The following is a 17171-nucleotide window of genomic DNA, read 5'->3' as shown; positions in this document are numbered from 1 at the left end:
CGTGCCGTCCCACGCACCCCTGGTCGTGGTCCGGGGGGCCACCCTGAACTACCGCGACCGGCGCGTCCTCGACGGCGTCGACCTCGACCTGTGCGCCGGCCGCACCGTGGCGCTGCTCGGCCCCAACGGGGCCGGCAAGACCTCCCTCATGCGCCTCGTCGCCGGGCGCCTCGCCCCGCAGGCCGGCAGCGTGCGCATCGCCGGGTACGATCCGTTCGCGACCCACGCCGCCCGCCGGGCCATCGGCTGGGTGCCCCAGGACATCGCCCTCTATCCCCGCCTCACGGTGGCGGAGAACCTCGACGTGTTCGCCCGCCTCGCCGGCCTCTCGCGGCACGCGCGCCGCGCCGCCGTGGCGGAAGCCCTCGACCTCACGGACATCGCCGACGTCGCCGGGCGCCCCGTCGGCCTGCTGTCGGGGGGCTACCAGCGCCGGGTCAACATCGCCGCGAGCCTCATGGCCCGGCCCCGCCTCGTTCTCCTCGACGAGCCGACGCAGGGGGTCGATCTCCACGCCCGCGCGGCGATCCACGCCGTGCTGGAGCGCCTGCGCCGCGAGGGCGCCGCCCTCCTCGTCGCCACCCACGACTTCGCCGAGGCCGAGCGCCTCGCCGACCGGGCGGCCTTCCTCGCGCAAGGCCGCATCGTACGCGAGGGCGCCCTGCCCGACCTCCTGGGCCGCCTCCGCGACGGCGCCCCCGAGCACGAGATCGCGTTGTCCAGCCCCGCCCTGGGCCCCGCCGAAGCGGCCCTGCGGCGCGCCGGGTTCGGCCCCGTGGACACCGGCCTGACCTGGCGGGCGCATCCGGGCGCCGACTCGCGCCTCGAAGCCGCCGGCCCGCGCTTCGACGCGGCCGCCCTGCTCGCCGCCCTGCGTGCCGAGGGCGTCCCCGTCGCCGAGATCCGCATCCGCGCGCCCGGACTCGAGGCGGTCTACCGCGACGCCCTCGGCCTGTGGGACCCGGCCGACCCCGTCCGCCTTCGCCGCCAGGAGAGCGTCGCGTCATGATCGCCGCCGCCTTCCGGGTGATGCTCCTCGGCCTCGTGCGCGACCGCGCCGCCCTGGTCATGGCCTTCGTGCTGCCGACCGTGATCTTCGTGATCTTCGCCGCGATCTTCTCCGGCGCCATCGGCGAGCGCATCCGCATCCATCTCGGTCTCGTCGACCTCGCCCGGACGGCGACGACGGAGCGCCTCGTCACCGCCCTGGAGGCTGACCCGACGCTTCGGATCGCCCGCCTGTCCGTCAGCGACGTCGCGGGGGTCACCGCCGCCGTGCGCCGGGGCGAGGTCGACGTCGCCCTGGTCCTGCGCGGCGACCTCGATGCCGCCCCGGCCGGCGCCGCTTCGGCCGACCAGCCCGTGGTGCTCGTCGAGAACCCGGCACGGGCGCTGGCCACCCCCATCGCGCTCGGCCAGTTCCAGCGGGTGCTGAACGCGGCCCTGCCGGACGTGGTGCTGGCCCGGATCGTCGCCGACGTGGAGCGGACGGGCAAGATCGGCGCGGACGAGCGCGCCTTCCTGACCCAGGCCTTCGCCGAGCAGCGCGCCCGCAAGGAGCCGTTCTCGTTCGCCTCCCTGGTGGAGTTGCGCACCACGGCCACGGGCGGCGGCAACGACCGGGTGAGCTACTATGCGGGCGCCATCGCGGCGGTGTTCCTGCTGTTCGCCGCCATGCAGGGGGCGATGTCCCTGGTGGAGGAGCGCCAGGGCGGCCTCGCCGACCGCCTCACCGCGGCCCCCGGCGGCCTCGCCGTCATCGTGCTCGGCAAGTTCGCCTTCCTGGTCGTCCAGGGCATGCTCCAGGCCGGGCTGATCTTCGCCGCCGCGAGCCTCCTGCACGGCGTCGACCTGAAGCCCCACTGGGGGGCGTGGCTCGTCACCACGTTCCTCGTCGCCGCCATGGCGGCCGGATTGGCGCTGTCCGCCTGCGCCGCCGCCGCCACCCGCCAGCAGGCGCACCTCGCCTCGACCTTCGGTGTCCTCCTGCTCTCGGCCGTGGGCGGCAGCATGGTCCCGCGCTTCCTCATGCCGCCCTGGCTGCAGCAGGTGGGCTGGTACACCCCCAACGCCTGGGCCATTGAGGCCTACCAGACCGCGCTCGGTGAAGGCGTCTCCGCCGCCCTGCCCGCCTGGGGCGTGATGATCGCGGTCGCGGCGGTGAGTTTGGTGGCGGCCGTGGGGTTGGTGTCGCGCCGGGTGACGTGAGGGGGGGCTCCCGTTGAAGTTGTGGCGCACACGTGGCATCGTGCGCGACGATGATGGAGCCTTCGATGGCCGAGCCCCGCTTCCGATCGATCGAGTCCGCGCTGACGGACATCGTCAGGGATGAACGTATCCTCGGGGGAACACCCGTGCTGGCGGGCACGCGTATTCCGGCCGAGACCATCGCCGCCTATCTTCGCGTCGGCCACACGCCCCTGGAGATCCGGGCCGATTATCCCGCCCTGCCGGCCGATGGGATCGCGGCTGTCGAGGCCTGGGCCGCCGTCCAATACGGGTCCGATTGGAAGTCCGCGGTGGTCACCGCCCGCGCGTGATCCGACTGCTGATCGACGAATGTCTCTCGACCGCCCTCGTGGCAGTCGCCCGCGAATGCGGTTACTCCGTCGATCATGTCAGCTACCTGGGCCTCGCGGGGTATCAGGATCGGAGCCTGATCCCCGTGATCGAAGCGGGCGATTATTGCTTCGTCACCAACAACCGCTTGGATTTCCTGCGTCTCTATGGGCGCCAATCCTTGCACAACGGCTTGATCGTGATCGTGCCGAACACCCACCGCAGGGCACAGATCGAACTCTTCGGACGCGTGCTCGATGCCCTGAGCGATGGACTCGATCTCATCAATCATGTTCTGGAGATCGAGGCCGACGGCCGCATCACCTACGCTCCTCTACCGTGACAGGGCTAATCTACGACAGGGCCAAGCGTCGGATCGTCGGTCGCGCCTTCACGCCGCCGCGACGGGGTAACGCGTTGACCCCCGTCGCCGGCGGCCTAGCTTCAATCGTACAGAGCGGCTTTCGTCCGCACCGGGAGTAACGTGAACATGCGGGCTGGGTCTTCGGTCGCCGTCGTCGGCGCGGGGTTGGGCGGCCTCGCGGCGGCCTGCGTGAGTGCGGCGCGCGGCCACACAGTCACGCTCTACGACAAGAACGACTGGCTCGGCGGCAAGGCGGCGGTGCTGCACGAGGGCGGGTTCCGGTTCGACATGGGGCCGACCATCCTCACGGTGCCGAAGGTGCTGGAGCGCATCTTCCAGGAGGCCGGGCGCGACATCCGCGACTACCTCGACCTGCGCCGCCTCGATCCGCAATGGCGCTGCTTCTTCGACGACGACACCCGGATCGACCTCATGGCCGACGTGCCCACCATGGCGGCCTCCATGGACCGGTTCGCCCCGGGCACGGGCGCCGGGGAGGGCTACACGAAGTTCATCGAGATCTCCGAGCACCTGCACGGCGTCTCGAACAAGTTCTTCTTCTGGAAGGCGGTGGAGGACCTGTTCGACACCATCGACATCCGGGCCAACATGAACCCCGGAACCCTGCGGGACGTGCTGTCCCTGCGCATGGGCTCCTCGGTGGCCGGCACCATCCGGTCCAAGGTCAAGGACGCGCGCCTCGCCCAGATGCTCGACCACTTCGTGCAGTATGTCGGCTCGTCGCCCTACGGCGCGCCGGCGGTGCTCTGCGCCATCGCCCACATGCAGACGGCCGAAGGCGTGTGGTACCCCATGGGCGGCACCCGCGCGGTGGCCGAGGCGTTGTCGAAGCTCGCCGGCGAGCTCGGCGCCACCCTGCGGCCGGGCGACGAGGTCACGGGCATCGCCATCGAGAACGGCGCCGTGAAGGGCGTGCGGACCGCCGCCGGCACCACGCCGTTCGACGCCGTGATCTCCAATATGGACAGCGTGCGGACCTACCGCGAGCTCGTCGGCGGCGCCGTCGGCAAGGCCTACGAGAAGAAGTCCTTCGAGCCGGCCTGCTCGGGCGTGGTGCTCTACCTCGGGTTGAACAAGCGCTACGACCACCTCAGCCACCACGACTTCGTCTTCTCCCGCAACCCGGAGGAGGAGTTCGACTACATCTACCGCAAGGGCGAGCCGGCGCCGGATCCGACGGCCTACCTCGCCGCCCCCTCCTCCACCGATCCGAGCGTGGCGCCGGAGGGCGGCGAGGCCCTCTACGTCCTCGTCCACACGCCCTACCTCCGGCCGCATCACGACTGGTCGAAGATGTTCCCGGCCTACCGGCAGGTGATTTTGGACAAGCTGAAGCGCACGGCCGGCATGCCGGACCTGGAAGAGCGCATCGTCGTCGAGCGCCACCTCACGCCGCAGGACATCCACGAGCGCTACAAGGTCTTGAACGGGGCGATCTACGGCCTCGCCTCCCACGGCAAGTTCATGGGCGCGTTCAAGCCCGGCAACCGATCGCGGCAGGTGCGGGGGCTCTACCTCGCCGGCGGCGCGGCTCATCCCGGCCCCGGCATGCCCATGGTGATGATGTCGGGCTGGATCGCGGCCGACGCCCACGATACCGATGCCCAGACGATCGCGTCCCTCGAAGGGAACCGGGCGAGCGCTTAGGGACCGGACGGTGTCGGCCCCGGCCCGCTCGCGGTTCGTATGGCGGTTCATGGTCGGTTATTTCGACCGGTTCCTGCGCCGCCACATGAACGCCCTGCGCCTCGCGCGCTGGGGCGTGCCGGATTGCGCCGGCCATCCCGGGCCCGTCGTGGTCTACTGCAACCACCCGGCCTGGTGGGATGCCGCCGTGGTGATCCTGCTTGCCGGGCGGCTGTTTCCGAAGCGCGCGAGCTACGCGCCGTTCGATGCCCGGATGCTGGCGCGCTACGCGATCTTCGCCCGCATCGGTGCCTTCCCGGTGGACCTCGACTCGGCGCGCGGCGCGGCCCAGTTCCTCCGCTCATCGCGAAACATCCTGGCGCAGCCGGATGCGATGATGTGGATCACCGCACAGGGGCGCTTCGCCGATGTCCGCGCCCGGCCCCTGGACCTCCGGGGCGGCGTCGCCCGCCTGCCCGAACTCGGACCCGACACCCTGTTCGTGCCCCTCGCCCTCGATTACGCCTTCTGGGAGGAGCGCGGCGCCGAGGCTTGCGCCGCCTTCGGCGCGCCGATCCGAGCTTGCGACCTCCAGGCCCTCCCCCGGCCCGAGCGCCTCGCCCGGATGGAGGAGGCGCTGACGGCGACCCTCGACCGCCTCGCCGCCGACGTCATCGCCCGTGACCCCGCCCGCTTCACCGCCCTCGTCTCGGGCGCCAAGGGGGTCGGGGGCGTGTACGATTGGGGACGGCGCCTGCGCGCGGCCCTGACGGGGCGCCGCTTCGAGCCCGCCCACCGAGTCGAGGAAGATCTGTTGCGCGAGAAAGACCGCACGCCGTGATCCTCGCCCTCGCGATCGCTTCGGTGCTGCTTGCCCTCCTGCCGGTTATTCTCACCGCCGTGAACCTGTTCGCCCTGCGCACGCCGGTGCCCGACACCGCTCGCCTTCCGGCGTCGGGCGGGAGCCACGGGTCCCCACACCTTCCAGGAGAGGGACAGGGTGAGGTGTGTGGATTGTCCGGAGATGTCCCACACCTCACCCCAGCCCTCTCCTTGCAGGAGAGGGGGGCGGTCGCGGCTCACGGCGCCCCATCGCCGACGTCTGAATCCCATCAGCCGGGCGCTGACAACGAAGCGCCCCGCGTGTCGATCCTCATCCCGGCCCGGGACGAGGCCGCCACCATCGCCCACACCGTGCGGGCGGCGCTCGCCAGCACGGGCGTCGCCATCGAGGTGCTGGTGGGCGACGACCATTCCACCGACGCCACCGCCGCCATCGTGCGCGACATCGCCGCCACCGACCCGCGCCTGCGGCTCGTGGCGATCCCGCCCCTGGCCGAGGGCTGGACGGGGAAGAATCACGCCTGCGCGGTGCTGGCCAGCGCGGCACGCGGGGCGCACCTGCTGTTCATCGACGCCGACGTGACCCTGGCGGCGGCGGCGGCGGCGGCACTCGCCGCCTACGCCGTCCGCACGGAGTCCGCCCTCGTCAGCGCGGTGCCGCGTCAGCGCATGGGGACGCTCGGCGAATGGCTCACGGTGCCGATGATCGGCTTCCTCCTCGTGGGCTACCTGCCGGTGCCGATGATGCGCGCCTCCCTCCGCGCGTCCCTCGGGGCGGCCTGCGGCCAGCTCGTCCTCGTCGACCGGGCGGTCTACGCCGCCACCGGCGGGCACGGCGCCATCCGGGGCTTCCTCCACGACGGCGTGCTGCTGGCCCGTACCTTGCGCGGGGCGGGCCACCGCACCGATCTCGTGGCCGGGCACGCGCTCGCCACCTGCCGGATGTACCGGACCTGGCGCGAGTGCTGGGCCGGCTTCTCGAAGAACGCCCACGAGGGCATGGCGACGCCGCGCGCCTTGCCCGTCTGGACCGGGCTGCTGTTCACCGCCCACATCCTGCCGGTGCTGCTGCTGGTCCTGTTCGGCTTCGGCCTCGTCGCGCCTGGGGCGGCGGCCCTCGCGCTCGTCGCCTTCCTGCTCTCCCTCGGCACGCGCGCCGCGATCACGCGCGCCATGCGCGAGCCCCTCGTGACGATCCCGCTGCATCCCGTCGCCGTCGCCGTCGCCCTGGCGATCCAGTGGAACGTGCTCCTGCGTCGCAAGGCTGCCGGCGCCGCCGTGTGGAAGGGCCGGAGCTATCCGCTGAACGGGGCCTGATCCGTCTCTTCGGCGATCCACGCCGCCGTGTCCGGGTCGGCGCCCACCACCGGAAGATGTAGGATGATCGGCGTCTCGTAGGGGTGGCGTTCCTTGAGGGCGGCACTGAGCGGCTCGGCCAGGGCCTCGCGGCTCTTGATCAGGGCCACCACCTCGTCGGCCCGCTCCACCGCGCCCTTCCAGGCATAGACCGAGCGCATCCCCGGCAGCACGTTGACGCAGGCCGCCAAACGCAGGCGCACCAGGGCCTCGCCGACGGCGAGCGCCATCTCGGCATCCGGGAAGGTGGTGTAGACGAGGAGTGGACGCTCCATGCTATGGGTCCTCCAGCGATGGGTCTCGTGATCGCGCAGCGGCGGGTGTGCCGGCCACCGGCGCGTCCCGTGGCGCGATGCGACGCCGAGCGTGGTTGGGTCAACAGGGCGGACGAGGGTTCATGTCGCGGCGTTTCAACACGATCGCGTTCATCGCGAGCCCGACGCCGGATGCGCGCCAGGCGGCCGACGCCCTGATGCGCCGCTACGACCACGTGCCGCCCGAGGAGGCGGACGTGGTGGTGGCGCTAGGCGGCGACGGCCTCATGCTCCAGGCGCTCCACCGCTTCATGGATGCCGGCACGCCGATCTACGGCATGAACCGCGGCACCGTCGGCTTCCTCATGAACGAGTACCGCGAGGAGGACCTCCTCGAACGGCTGGAGAACACCAAGCGCAGCCGCATCCATCCGCTGCTGATGGAGGCCGTGGACACGGAGGGGCGCCGACACCGGGCGCGGGCCCTCAACGAAGTCTACATGCTGCGCCAGACCCATCAGACGGCGAAGCTGCGGATCTCCGTCGACGGCCACGTGCGCCTGCCCGAACTCATCGCCGACGGGGTTCTGGCGGCGACGCCGGCCGGCTCCACCGCCTACAACCTGTCCGTGGGCGGCCCGATCCTGCCCCTCAACGCCCGCCTGCTGGCGCTGACGCCGATCTCGTCCTTCCGCCCGCGCCGCTGGCACGGGGCCCTCCTGCCCGATCACGCCCGCATCTTCATCGAGGTGCTCGACGCCGAGCACCGGCCCGTGGCGGCGGTGGCCGACCACACGGAGTTTCGCCGGGTCGCCACCGTGGAGACTTGGCTCGACCACGCCACCAACCTCGTGCTCCTGCACGACCCCGGCCACAGCCTCGACGAGCGGATCCTGCGCGAGCAGTTCGGCTGACGCCTCGGACGGTCTGCCGTTCGGCCGAGGCGCCGGTTCCCCCGTAGGTCGGCCGACGCCTCAGGCCGCGAGGCGGACGCGCTCCCGGTCGGCGCGGTAGCTCGCCACCAGGGCGTTCGGGATCGTGTCGAGGATATCCGCGACGGTGGCGGCGCGGGCGGCCTCGTCCGCACGCTCGGCCGCCCGCTGCTTTTCCGCCCGGTCCTCCTGGAACTGCGCCAGGATCGCGCGCGGCAGGGCTTCGAGGATGAGGCCGACGGGATCGCTCCGGGACGCGACGGGCGCGTCCTCGGCCGCGACGGCGTCCGGGATGTCGGTCGAGGCGGACGCGGCGTCGCCGTCGGCGATGGGCCCGAGGGCCGGCGGGGCTTCGCGGCTCTCCGGGGCTTCGGGCGCCTCCGGCAGATCCGCAAGCTCCGAGTCCCCAAGCTCCGAGTCCGCGTCGTTCGAATCCGCTAGGGCCATGTCCCCGAGGTCCAGGGGCGCGTGCTGCTCCGAGGCCGTCGGCCTCCCCCAGGTGGGCTGCGTCTCCGGGCGCGGCGCGGTCTCCGAAGGGTCGACCGCGGCCGCGGGGGGCTCCCGGTGGCCGGTGATCTCGGCGGTCTCCCGAAGCATCCGGCTCATGGCGGCCGCGTGCTGCGGAACGGGCGGGACCTGCTGCTGCGCCTCGCGCCACTCGGCGTCGAGGATTTCCGACTCGACCGCCCGCAGGTCGAGGGGCTGCGCGTCGACGTCCGTCGTGTCGAAATCCTGCGGGCCGGAGAGGAGCCCGTCGAACGCTGGCATGCCGAAGATCCGTGCCTCGGGGAAATCCGTCGCCGCCGGGGGCGCCAGGGCCGCGCGCTCGGTCATCGTCCGGGTCCGCGTACGCGCGGCGTCGCGGGCCGCTTCCGCCTCGAAGCGGGCGAGCAGCGCCATCACGCCCTGGGCCTCGGCGAAGGGCATGCTCTCGCAGGCGGTGAGGGCCCGCTCGATCATCAGGCGCGACAGGGCGGCGCCGTGGGCGGCGGTCTCGCCCCGGCCGGCCTCGCGCCAGGCCGAGAGGGCGGCGGAGAAGGCCGGCAGCAGGGGCTCGGGCAGGCCGGCCTTGCGGTGGAGGGCAGCGTAGGCGGCGTTGGCCCCCTCGTGCATGAGGCCCGCGACCCGTCCCGCCGGGAGGCCGGCGAGGTCGGCAAGGGCCGTCTCGGCGAACGGCATGTGGCCCGACAGGATCGCCCGCAGGATCAGGCCGGCGTTGAGCTGGCCGTGCCGGCGCAGGTGGGCGACGAGGCGGGCGAGATCGATGGGGTGGGCACCGACGCTGAAGGCCAGGGTCGCGCGCTCGCGCGCCTCGCGGCCGGCTCGCTCGCCCCGGGCGGGCGTCAGCCAGCCCGACGCCACGGCGAGGCGCGCCAGGGATTCGGCGACCCGGTCCGTGCAGGCCTGGCGGACTTCGAGGGGAAGGTGGGGCCGCGCCAGCACCGCCTCGCGCAAGGCCGCGTCGTCGCCGTGGCGGGCGACGAGGCGCAGGAGGCTTCCGGTGGTGACGCCGGCGCTGTGGTTGCCCACCAGGGCCGTGAGGGCGACGGGGCCGGCGATCTCCGCCATGGCGCCCGCCACCGCGTGCGACAGGTCGCGCCGCTCGGCGATGGCCCGGCGCGTGGCCTCGCAGCCGATGGCGACGCCGTCGACGAGGTCGGCATCCGTGAGGACGGGGGAGCGCCTGAGGACGATGCCGGCGATGTCCGGCAGGTCCCCGGCCAGGGCCACCACGAGGGAGCGCGGCGCGGTGGCGCTCGCTGCGCAGGCTTCGGCCAGCGCCCGGCGCACCATGGGGGCGGGATCGTCGAGGAGCGCGAGGATCGTGGCCTCGGTCTCGCCCGCCGTATCGGGGGCGAGGCCGCCGTGCAGGGTGGCCCGCACCAGGGCGCCGGCCGCCTCCGCCCGGCGCGCGGCCGAGGCGTGCTGCGTCAGGGCGAGGAACTGGCGGATGATCATGGGCCGCTCCGGGCGGTGAAGAGGGAGGAATCGAGGGGGGCGCCGGTCCGGGCGACCGAGGCGGTGGTGAACTCGGCCGGCCGCCGCGGCGGCAGCGGCGCGTCCACGAGGGCGGGGCCGGATGCGGGCGTCGAGGTCTGCTCCGCCTGGGTGGCGGAGACCGCCGTGGGGGCCGCCGCCGCCGTCGGCGCCGGTGCAGTCGCGGGCAGGACGGTGTCCGCCGTGCCGTCCGAGCGCGGGAAGTAGGTCGGCGCGGGTCGGCCGTCGGTGACGGCCCGGCCCTGCTCCGACGCGGCTCTGCCTTGCCAGAGCTTGGCCACCCCCTCCGAGATGGCGCCCTGGCGCTTGTCGGTCTGGAACAGGGAGCGCAGGCCCCCGTCGAGGGAGGCGTAGGCGGTGGGAGCCTCGGGCAGCACGATGGGGCTCGCAGGCGCCGATCCGCCCGCCTGGGCCGCAGACGCGCCCACGGGACCCGCCGTGGTGCGGGCCGTCGACAGGAGTGCGTAGAGTTCGGCGGCTCCCCGTGCCCGACCGGTCTTGTCGTAGAACAGGTTGCGGTTGGCGGCGGCCGCCTCCGGCATGTCGAGGGCGGCGACGCGGGCCGGGCTGGCCTGGGCGGTGTTGATGAGGGCGGCGGCCCCGCGGGCCCCGAGGACGTGGGCGGCGTAGAGGTCGCCCCCCGTGGGTTCGCGGCCCAAAGCCGCCGTCAGGGCTTCGCCGTTGCGCTGGGTCAGGGCGCCCGCCAGGGTCGCGGCGGTCTTGGGGTCGCGGCGCAGATCGAGGATGGTCTGGCGTGCGTCCGGGTCGGCCACCGTGTAGGTGCCGTCGGGGCGCGTCGTGATGGCGTCGGCGTAGGTCTGGAGGCCGAGCTTCGGCCCGGCGTTCTTCATGGTGCCGAGCCAGGTCTGCTCGATGAACTGGAACAGGCCCGTGGCCGAGGAGGTCCCGGCCTTGGCCGTGGGATTGAGGGCGGATTCGCGCTGGGCCGTCGCCAGCAGGTAGTCGAAGCCCACCCCGGAGCTCTGCGCCCCGTCCCGGATCGCCTCGACGACGGCCGAACCGGCGCCCGAGGCCGTGCCCGACACCGCGCGCGTGCCCGCATCCCGGGCGGAGCCGGTGTCGCGGGCGGTGGCGGGGGGCGTGGTGAACAGGAACATGCGCCGTCCGGCTGAAGGCACGGCGCCGTGGTGGCGGCCTGTCCTTCGGGTCGGACTTTGCTCAACTATGGTAAAGGAAGCTTAAAGGGGTCGCGGCCGGGACATTGTTCAATCCGGCGCAAGGTAGCGTCGGCGCGCCCAGCCCAGGAGTGGGCCGGCCTTGACCCGGCACCAGGTCAGGCCGCTCGGGGTGTCGCTGGTGCAACCGAAGCCGCGCAGGCGCGCGCCGGCCGGCACCTGCCCGAGGGACGGGGCGGCGGCGTCCGGCGTCTCGCGGATCGTCAGGCCCTCGCCCCGCGGCAGGCCGTCGACCCGGAAGGCCTCCACGGCGTGGGCGGGTCCCGCCAGGACCAGGGCGATCAGCATGAGGGGCAGGCGCATGGCGGGCTTCAGGAGCGGTGCACGCCCATCATCGCCGTCAGACCGCCATCGACGGGCAGGACCGCGCCGGTGACGTAGGCGGCCCCCGCCCCCATGAGGAAGACGGCGAGCGCCGCCACCTCCTCCGGACGGGCAAAGCGCCCGGCGGGAATCTGGCGCTCCATGCCGGCGCGGTGGGCGGCGTAGGGGGCCATCATGCCGGTGTCGATGAAGCCCGGCGCGATGACGTTCACGGTCACGCCGCGCTTGGCCGATTCGATGGCGAGCGTCCGGCAATAGGCGATGAGCGCGCCCTTGCTCGCCGCGTAGGCGGCGTTGCCGGGGTTCGCCCGCAGCGCCGCCACCGAGCCGATGGCGACGATGCGGCCCGAGCGCGCCCGGATCATGCCGCGCACCAGGGATTTGGCCAGCCGCGTCAGGGACCAGAAATTCACCTGCATGGCGGCTTCCGCCCGGTCCTGATCGAGCATGGCCGCCAGCGCGTCGGAGGATTGCCCGGCATTGTGGACGAGGCCGTAGAAGCCCGTCTCCTCGTGATCCGCGCAGAACGCCTCGAGGGCGTCGCGGTCGGCGAGGTCGAGGGCGTGGGCCGTTACCGCGCGGTCGGGATGGGCGGCCGCCAGCTCGGCCACCAGGGCCTCGGCGGCGGGCGCCGACGAGCGGTAGGTGAAGGCGACGTCGTGGCCGGCGCCGACGAGCGCCCGCACCAGGGCGGCGCCGAGGCCGGACGCGCCGCCGGTGACGAGGATGCGGGTGCTCATGCGGGCTCGTCCCCGAGCACGAGGCAGGTGTTCTGCCCGCCGAAGCCGAAGGAGTTTGAGAGCACGCGGGACACCCGCGCGTCGCGGGCGGTGGCGACCACGTCCAGCGGGATCGCCGGGTCCGGCACCAGGTAGTTGATGGTCGGCGGGATGCGGCCGTGCGTGATCGTGAGGAGCGAGACCACGGCCTCGATGGCCCCGGCCGCCGTCAGGGTGTGGCCGATCATCGACTTGTTGGACGAGATCGGCAGGCGGCCGATGCGCGCCCCGAACACGGCGGCGCAGCCCATGGCCTCCATCTTGTCGTTCTCCGGCGTCGAGGTGCCGTGGGCGTTGACGGTGTCGATGGCGTCGGGGCCGACACCGGCATCGTCGAGGGCCGCGCGGATCGCCGCGATGCCGGGCGCGCCGTCGGGGCTGGAGCGGGTGCGGTGGAAGCCGTCGCCCTTCTCGCCGCAGCCGAGGACGTAGCCGAGGATCTTTGCCCCCCGCGCCCGCGCGGCTTCGGCGTCCTCCAGCACCAGGGCGCCGGCGCCCTCGCCCATGACGAAGCCGTCGCGGTTCTTCGAGAACGGCTTCGAGGCACCCTCCGGCGGGTCGTTCTGGGTGGAAAGGGCGGAGAGCAGGGAGAAGCGGATCAGGGATTCGGGGTTCACCGAGCCGTCGGTGCCGATGCACAGGGCCGCCGTCACCTCGCCCCGGCGGATCGCCTCGACGCCGAGCTGGATCGCGGTGGCCCCCGAAGAGCAGGCGGTGGAGAGCGAGATGGGCGAGCCCCGGGTGCCGAACCGGTCGGCGATGTTCTCCGCCACGGTGCCGAAGATGAAGAGGTCGTGCCACGCGTCGAAGCGGCGGCTGGCGGCGGCGCGCTGGAGGTCGGCGTAGGTGATCGGCCCGTCCTGGCCCGACGCCTCCGCCATGGCCCGGCGCTGGGGCCATTCCATCTCGACGGGCGGCACGGCGATGAACAGCGCACCGGGAAAGTCGCCTTTCGGACCGAGTCCGGATTGCGCGACGGCCTCCTCGGCGGCGGCTTCGGCGAAGCGCTGCGACAGGGCGGGGGCGACGAGCGGATCGGTGTCGAGGAAATCGACGGTGCCGGCGATGCGGGTGCGCAGGCCCTCCGTGGGGAAGCGCGCGATGGTGTGGATGCCCGAGCGCCCGGCGGTGAGGGCCGCCCAATTGTCGGCCTGGCCCTGGCCGAGGGAGGTCACGATGCCGAGGCCCGTGACCGCCACCAGGGGGCGGCCCTTGCTGTCGCGAAAGGAAGCGTTCGTCATCGCGCCGTTCTACACCGTTTCACGGATCTTGGGGCCTGGGGCCGGGGTACCGCTCTCCCCCACGTGACCTACCGAATCCGAACGCATGTCGCGTTCTCGCCGTCGTCGGGGCAGCGGGTTATGGACGGCACCCGGCTTCAAGGGGCGATGCGCAACGGGGCTCCCTCTCCTGAAAGGAGAGGGTTGGGGTGAAGTGTGCGAACTCTCCGAAAGGGTCACACACCTCACCCTGTCCCTCTCCTTCCAGGAGAGGGGACCTGCGCTGCCCGAGAGAACTCTGAACCCTGGCAGCCACTCGGGTGAAATCCCAGTGCCGTCCATCAGGCCGCACAGACGCGGAGTACGCCCTCGCCGCGGCGGTGGCCGATGGTGGTGACGGCGACCTCGCGGGCCCGACCCTGCGCCACCAGCCCGGCCGCCAGGGCCGCGCCGAAGGGCGCCGTCACTTCGAGCGTGTGGCCGGTGACGTCGCCGAGCGCCGTCACGGGGATGCCGGGCGCGAGGCGGCCGAGGGCCGCGCCCTCCTCCGCCGTGATCCCGCCGACGCCCGTGGCGCCGGAGAGGACGTGGTCGGGGGCCTCGAATCCGGCGTCGCGCCACAGGGTCTCGACGCTCCGCGCCGTGGCGCCGGGGGCGCGGCGGGTGCGGTCGCTGCGCACCGGCATGAGCCGGGCGAGCGCCTTCGCGCCGCGGGCGCGGGCGTGGTCGGCGGATTCGAGGACCAGGAAGGCGGCGCCGCTGCCGAGGATGAACCCGTCCTCCCCCTCGCTCTCTCGGGAGAACACCGGGCGGAAGGGTTTGGCGCGCAGGTATCCGCCCATCTCGTGGACCACCATCACGTCCGGCCGCTCGGCGCTGTAGGACCCGCCCACGAGCATGCAGTCGACCTGGCCCGAGGCGATGCGGGCCTGGGCGATGCGCAGGGCATCGGTGCCGGCGGCCTCCTCGCCCATGAAGGTGCGGGACGCGCCCGTGACCCCGTGCACGATGGCGATGTTGCCGGCGAGCAGGTTCGAGAGCTGGGCGAGGAACAGGGTCGGGCGCAGGTCGTTCAGCAGGCGCTCGTTGAGGTAGGCGCCCGGGTCCGCGGCGTCGCGCAGGCCCGAGAGGATCGCGCCGTCCACCTCCGTGTCGCGCTCGCCGCCGCCGCAGGCCACGACGAGGTGCATGGCGCCCTTCAGGGCCGCGCCGCCCTTCAGGCCCGCCGAATCGAGGGCGAGGCCGGCGGCGTAGACGCCGAGGCGCTGCCACGGCTCCATCTGGCGCTGGTCGGATTTTTTCGGGATCTGCCCGTCCAGCGCCAGCGGCGCCACGGGATGCACCGTGTAGGGGGCGAAGCGCTCGGTGTCCGTCCGGGCCGGGGCGCCGGCGTCCAGGGCGTCGAGATGGGCCGCGATGCCCTCGCCCGCGCAGGAGACGAGACCGAGGCCGGTGACGACGACGTCGTTCATGCTGGCTCCGGTTCCGTCGTGAGCCCCGCGAGAGCCAGGAGGCCGATCCGCTGCGCCCGCGCCCGCATGGGCGCGTCGAGGCCGTCGGGGAACGGCATGGTGCGGAAGCGCAGTTCGGCGTTGCAGAGCGGCTTGCCGTCGTGCCGGATGGCCGCCTTGGTCACGGCGTAGCCCGAGCCGTCATGCTCCAGGCTCGCCTCCACGGCGAGCTCGGCGCCGGGCCCGACGAAGGCGCGGAACCGCGCCTTGTCCACGCCCATGAGGAACGGCATCTGGCGGAAGTCGAGATGGGCCAGGATGAGGTAGCCCGAGGCCTGCGCCATGGTCTCGGTGAGCAGCACGCCCGGCACCAGGGGGTGGCCGGGGAAGTGCCCCTCGAAGACCGGGCTCTCCAGGGGCACCCGGGCCATGGCCTCGATCCGGCCGGCGGCCCGGTCGAGGACCGTGACCGCGTCGATCATCTCGAAATATTCGAGCCGCATGGCTGAGGTTCCGGCGGCTTCAAGAGGCTTTGGCGGCCTTCTCGGCCACGAGGGCGTCGATGCGGGCGCAGAGGTTCTTCAGGACGAAGTATTCCTCGGCCGGGACCTTGCCCTCGTTGACCTCCTGGGTCCAGCGCTCGAGGGGCAGCTTGATCCCGAAGGCCTTGTCCACCGCGAAGGCGATGTCGAGGAAGGCGAGGCTGTCGATGCCGAGATCGTCGATGGCGTGGCTCTCCGGCGTGATGGTGTCGCGCGGGATGTCGGCGGTGTCGGCGATGATTTCCGCGACGCGGTCGAAGGTGGCGGTCTGGGTCAGGTCGGACATGCGTTCTCGCCGTGTTTGCTGGATATCCCGCCGCCCCGTTCCGCGCCGACGTGGGGCGGACCTCAAGGCCGGCCCATGATGCCCGGTGCCCCCGGTCGCGCAGCATGCCCTGCCGGACGACGCCGCGCGCCGTCCCCGAAAGATGAAGGCGGTCCCTTACACGAGGGGGGTAGACCGGGCAACCGTGCCGCTTGCCCGGGGCGGCCTCCGGATCGTGAGCGCGGGGTCATTCCGCACACGGCGTCGGCGGCCTAGATGAGGGCTCGGCCGTCCGCCGCGGGCGCCGCCGTCCTCCGAGGCTTTCCCATCCATGCCCCTTCCCCCTCGCACCGCCGATCCGGCGCCGGCTCCCCCTCCGCCCGGTGCCCTGACGCCGCGGGCGCAGGGCGTCGCCCGCATCCTTCTCGTGGTGGGTCTCGCCGCCCTCGGGCTCTGGGTGCTGCACCCGTTCCTGCCGGCCCTGGCCTGGGCGGTGATCCTCGCCATCGCCCTGTGGCCCCTCTACGCCCGGGCCGAGCGGCGCTGGCCGCCGGGACGGCACAACCTGCTGCTGCCGAGCCTGTTCACCCTGGGGGTCGCCCTGGTGTTCCTCCTGCCCCTGGTGGTGCTCGGCATCGAGGCGGCACGCGAGGCGCACGACGTCGTCGCCCTGGCGCGTTCGGCCGAACAGACCGGCCTGCCGGTGCCGGAGGTTCTTTCGCGCGTTCCCTTCGGCGCACAGGCGAGTGCGTGGTGGGCGGCGAACCTCAGCCATCCGCAGGCGGGCGCCGACCTCCTGCACCACCTCGACAAGTCCACCGCGCTGGGCCTGTCGCGCAGCCTCGGGGCGCAGATCGTCCGGCGCAGCGTGCTGTTCGGCTTCAGCCTCGTCGCCCTGTTCTTCCTGTTCCGGGACGGGAAGCTCGTGACCGCCCAGGTGCTCACGGCGAGCGCCCGCCTGTTCGGCCCGCGCGGCGAGCGGGTCGCCCGCCAGATGGTGGCCTCGGTCCACGGCACCGTGGACGGCCTCGTCCTCGTCGGCCTCGGCGTGGGCGTGGTTCTGGGGATCGTCTACTATTTCGCCGGCGTGCCGCACCCGGTGCTGCTCGGCGCGCTGACCGCGGTGGCGGCCATGATCCCGTTCGGCGCGCCCCTGGTCTTCGGCGCCGCCGCCCTGGTGCTCATCGCCGCCGGCTCGGTGGTTCCGGCGGCGGTGGTGGTGGTGGCGGGCTTCGTCGTCACCTTCGCGGCCGATCACTTCGTCCGCCCCGCCCTCATCGGCGGCACGACGCAGCTGCCGTTCCTCTGGGTGCTGCTGGGAATCTTGGGCGGCGTCGAGACCTTCGGGCTGCTGGGGCTGTTCCTCGGGCCGGCCGTGATGGCGGCACTGATTTTGTTGTGGCGGGAGTTCACGGGCGGAGACGCGCAGGCGGCCTGAGCG

At 73.0% G+C, this 17171-nt stretch carries 18 protein-coding genes; 9 read left to right on the top strand and 9 right to left on the bottom strand.

Annotation, left to right across the window (positions count from 1 at the left end; all coding sequences use genetic code 11):
• The first annotated feature begins 1 nt into the window (after position 1).
• The 7 genes from ASF25_RS13350 (at position 2) to ASF25_RS13320 (ending at position 6730) form a co-directional block, all read left to right on the top strand.
• On the top strand, positions 2-1009 hold the full coding sequence (locus ASF25_RS13350) for an ABC transporter ATP-binding protein (protein WP_056305133.1): 1008 nt from the start codon (positions 2-4) through the stop codon (positions 1007-1009).
• Entirely contained in the window at positions 1006-2208 is a 1203-nt protein-coding gene (locus ASF25_RS13345; RefSeq protein WP_056305131.1) for an ABC transporter permease, read from the top strand. Before ASF25_RS13350 ends, ASF25_RS13345 begins: the two co-directional genes overlap by 4 nt.
• 65 nt (positions 2209-2273) lie before the next feature.
• Positions 2274-2540, top strand: a complete 267-nt coding sequence (locus ASF25_RS13340) for a DUF433 domain-containing protein (RefSeq protein ID WP_056305129.1) — start codon at positions 2274-2276, stop codon at positions 2538-2540.
• On the top strand, positions 2537-2902 hold the full coding sequence (locus tag ASF25_RS13335; RefSeq protein ID WP_244473011.1) for a DUF5615 family PIN-like protein: 366 nt from the start codon (positions 2537-2539) through the stop codon (positions 2900-2902). The genes ASF25_RS13340 and ASF25_RS13335 overlap by 4 nt, the downstream gene beginning before the upstream one ends.
• A 147-nt stretch (positions 2903-3049) precedes the next feature.
• A complete protein-coding gene (gene crtI, locus ASF25_RS13330; RefSeq protein WP_056175660.1) occupies positions 3050-4591 on the top strand; it encodes a phytoene desaturase family protein in 1542 nt (513 codons plus the stop codon).
• Positions 4592-4640: 49 nt separating this feature from the next.
• Complete coding sequence (locus ASF25_RS13325; RefSeq protein ID WP_056305272.1) at positions 4641-5411, top strand: lysophospholipid acyltransferase family protein; 771 nt, start codon at positions 4641-4643, stop codon at positions 5409-5411.
• A gap of 212 nt (positions 5412-5623) precedes the next feature.
• Positions 5624-6730: a glycosyltransferase family 2 protein gene (locus ASF25_RS13320; RefSeq protein ID WP_082502686.1), complete on the top strand. Its 1107-nt coding sequence runs from the start codon at positions 5624-5626 to the stop codon at positions 6728-6730.
• On the opposite strand, the gene cutA is transcribed toward ASF25_RS13320, so the two are convergent.
• A complete protein-coding gene (gene cutA / locus ASF25_RS13315; RefSeq protein ID WP_056175303.1) occupies positions 6709-7044 on the bottom strand; it encodes a divalent-cation tolerance protein CutA in 336 nt (111 codons plus the stop codon). The two genes, ASF25_RS13320 and cutA, sit on opposite strands and share 22 nt — an antisense overlap.
• Before the next feature lie 122 nt (positions 7045-7166).
• On the opposite strand from cutA, the gene ASF25_RS13310 reads away from it, so the two are divergent.
• Positions 7167-7937: an NAD kinase gene (locus ASF25_RS13310; RefSeq protein ID WP_056261485.1), complete on the top strand. Its 771-nt coding sequence runs from the start codon at positions 7167-7169 to the stop codon at positions 7935-7937.
• A 60-nt stretch (positions 7938-7997) separates the two neighbouring features.
• On the opposite strand, the gene ASF25_RS13305 is transcribed toward ASF25_RS13310, so the two are convergent.
• From ASF25_RS13305 to ASF25_RS13270, 8 genes are all read right to left on the bottom strand, one after another.
• On the bottom strand, positions 7998-9914 hold the full coding sequence (locus ASF25_RS13305; RefSeq protein ID WP_056305127.1) for a DUF2336 domain-containing protein: 1917 nt from the start codon (positions 9912-9914) through the stop codon (positions 7998-8000).
• Positions 9911-11071, bottom strand: a complete 1161-nt coding sequence (locus tag ASF25_RS13300; RefSeq protein WP_056305125.1) for a transglycosylase SLT domain-containing protein — start codon at positions 11069-11071, stop codon at positions 9911-9913. The genes ASF25_RS13305 and ASF25_RS13300 overlap by 4 nt, the downstream gene beginning before the upstream one ends.
• 108 nt (positions 11072-11179) lie before the next feature.
• On the bottom strand, positions 11180-11452 hold the full coding sequence (locus ASF25_RS13295; protein ID WP_056261492.1) for an SH3 domain-containing protein: 273 nt from the start codon (positions 11450-11452) through the stop codon (positions 11180-11182).
• Positions 11453-11460: 8 nt separating this feature from the next.
• Entirely contained in the window at positions 11461-12213 is a 753-nt protein-coding gene (locus ASF25_RS13290) for an SDR family oxidoreductase (protein WP_056261495.1), read from the bottom strand.
• The gene (locus tag ASF25_RS13285) at positions 12210-13493 is read right to left on the bottom strand and encodes a beta-ketoacyl-ACP synthase (RefSeq protein ID WP_056175318.1); all 1284 of its coding nucleotides are present in this window, start codon (positions 13491-13493) and stop codon (positions 12210-12212) included. Before ASF25_RS13285 ends, ASF25_RS13290 begins: the two co-directional genes overlap by 4 nt.
• Before the next feature lie 320 nt (positions 13494-13813).
• The gene (locus ASF25_RS13280) at positions 13814-14944 is read right to left on the bottom strand and encodes a beta-ketoacyl-ACP synthase (protein ID WP_056305123.1); all 1131 of its coding nucleotides are present in this window, start codon (positions 14942-14944) and stop codon (positions 13814-13816) included.
• Positions 14941-15426, bottom strand: a complete 486-nt coding sequence (locus tag ASF25_RS13275; RefSeq protein ID WP_056261505.1) for a 3-hydroxyacyl-ACP dehydratase FabZ family protein — start codon at positions 15424-15426, stop codon at positions 14941-14943. Before ASF25_RS13275 ends, ASF25_RS13280 begins: the two co-directional genes overlap by 4 nt.
• A gap of 19 nt (positions 15427-15445) precedes the next feature.
• On the bottom strand, positions 15446-15751 hold the full coding sequence (locus tag ASF25_RS13270; RefSeq protein ID WP_056095482.1) for an acyl carrier protein: 306 nt from the start codon (positions 15749-15751) through the stop codon (positions 15446-15448).
• 310 nt (positions 15752-16061) lie between these two features.
• Here ASF25_RS13270 and ASF25_RS13265 point away from each other — a divergent pair, with 310 nt between their 5' ends.
• Positions 16062-17168, top strand: coding sequence for an AI-2E family transporter (locus ASF25_RS13265; protein ID WP_082502684.1), 1107 nt, complete (start codon positions 16062-16064; stop codon positions 17166-17168).
• Positions 17169-17171: the final 3 nt, after the last annotated feature.

Origin of the sequence: Methylobacterium sp. Leaf100 (assembly GCF_001422845.1) — a bacterium.
GTDB lineage: Bacteria > Pseudomonadota > Alphaproteobacteria > Rhizobiales > Beijerinckiaceae > Methylobacterium.
Note: the sequence above shows the minus strand (reverse complement) of the source record. Positions and strands in the feature narration are given on the sequence as shown.

Coding starts and splice junctions, on each gene's coding strand:
- ASF25_RS13275 (WP_056261505.1), bottom strand. CDS start 15,426: ATGCGGCTCGAATATTTCGAGATGATCGACGCGGTCACGGTCCTCGAC.
- ASF25_RS13300 (WP_056305125.1), bottom strand. CDS start 11,071: ATGTTCCTGTTCACCACGCCCCCCGCCACCGCCCGCGACACCGGCTCC.
- ASF25_RS13305 (WP_056305127.1), bottom strand. CDS start 9,914: ATGATCATCCGCCAGTTCCTCGCCCTGACGCAGCACGCCTCGGCCGCG.
- ASF25_RS13310 (WP_056261485.1), top strand. CDS start 7,167: ATGTCGCGGCGTTTCAACACGATCGCGTTCATCGCGAGCCCGACGCCG.
- ASF25_RS13325 (WP_056305272.1), top strand. CDS start 4,641: ATGGTCGGTTATTTCGACCGGTTCCTGCGCCGCCACATGAACGCCCTG.
- ASF25_RS13340 (WP_056305129.1), top strand. CDS start 2,274: ATGGCCGAGCCCCGCTTCCGATCGATCGAGTCCGCGCTGACGGACATC.
- crtI (WP_056175660.1), top strand. CDS start 3,050: ATGCGGGCTGGGTCTTCGGTCGCCGTCGTCGGCGCGGGGTTGGGCGGC.
- ASF25_RS13265 (WP_082502684.1), top strand. CDS start 16,062: ATGCCCCTTCCCCCTCGCACCGCCGATCCGGCGCCGGCTCCCCCTCCG.
- ASF25_RS13285 (WP_056175318.1), bottom strand. CDS start 13,493: ATGACGAACGCTTCCTTTCGCGACAGCAAGGGCCGCCCCCTGGTGGCG.
- ASF25_RS13280 (WP_056305123.1), bottom strand. CDS start 14,944: ATGAACGACGTCGTCGTCACCGGCCTCGGTCTCGTCTCCTGCGCGGGC.
- cutA (WP_056175303.1), bottom strand. CDS start 7,044: ATGGAGCGTCCACTCCTCGTCTACACCACCTTCCCGGATGCCGAGATG.
- ASF25_RS13270 (WP_056095482.1), bottom strand. CDS start 15,751: ATGTCCGACCTGACCCAGACCGCCACCTTCGACCGCGTCGCGGAAATC.
- ASF25_RS13345 (WP_056305131.1), top strand. CDS start 1,006: ATGATCGCCGCCGCCTTCCGGGTGATGCTCCTCGGCCTCGTGCGCGAC.
- ASF25_RS13295 (WP_056261492.1), bottom strand. CDS start 11,452: ATGCGCCTGCCCCTCATGCTGATCGCCCTGGTCCTGGCGGGACCCGCC.
- ASF25_RS13290 (WP_056261495.1), bottom strand. CDS start 12,213: ATGAGCACCCGCATCCTCGTCACCGGCGGCGCGTCCGGCCTCGGCGCC.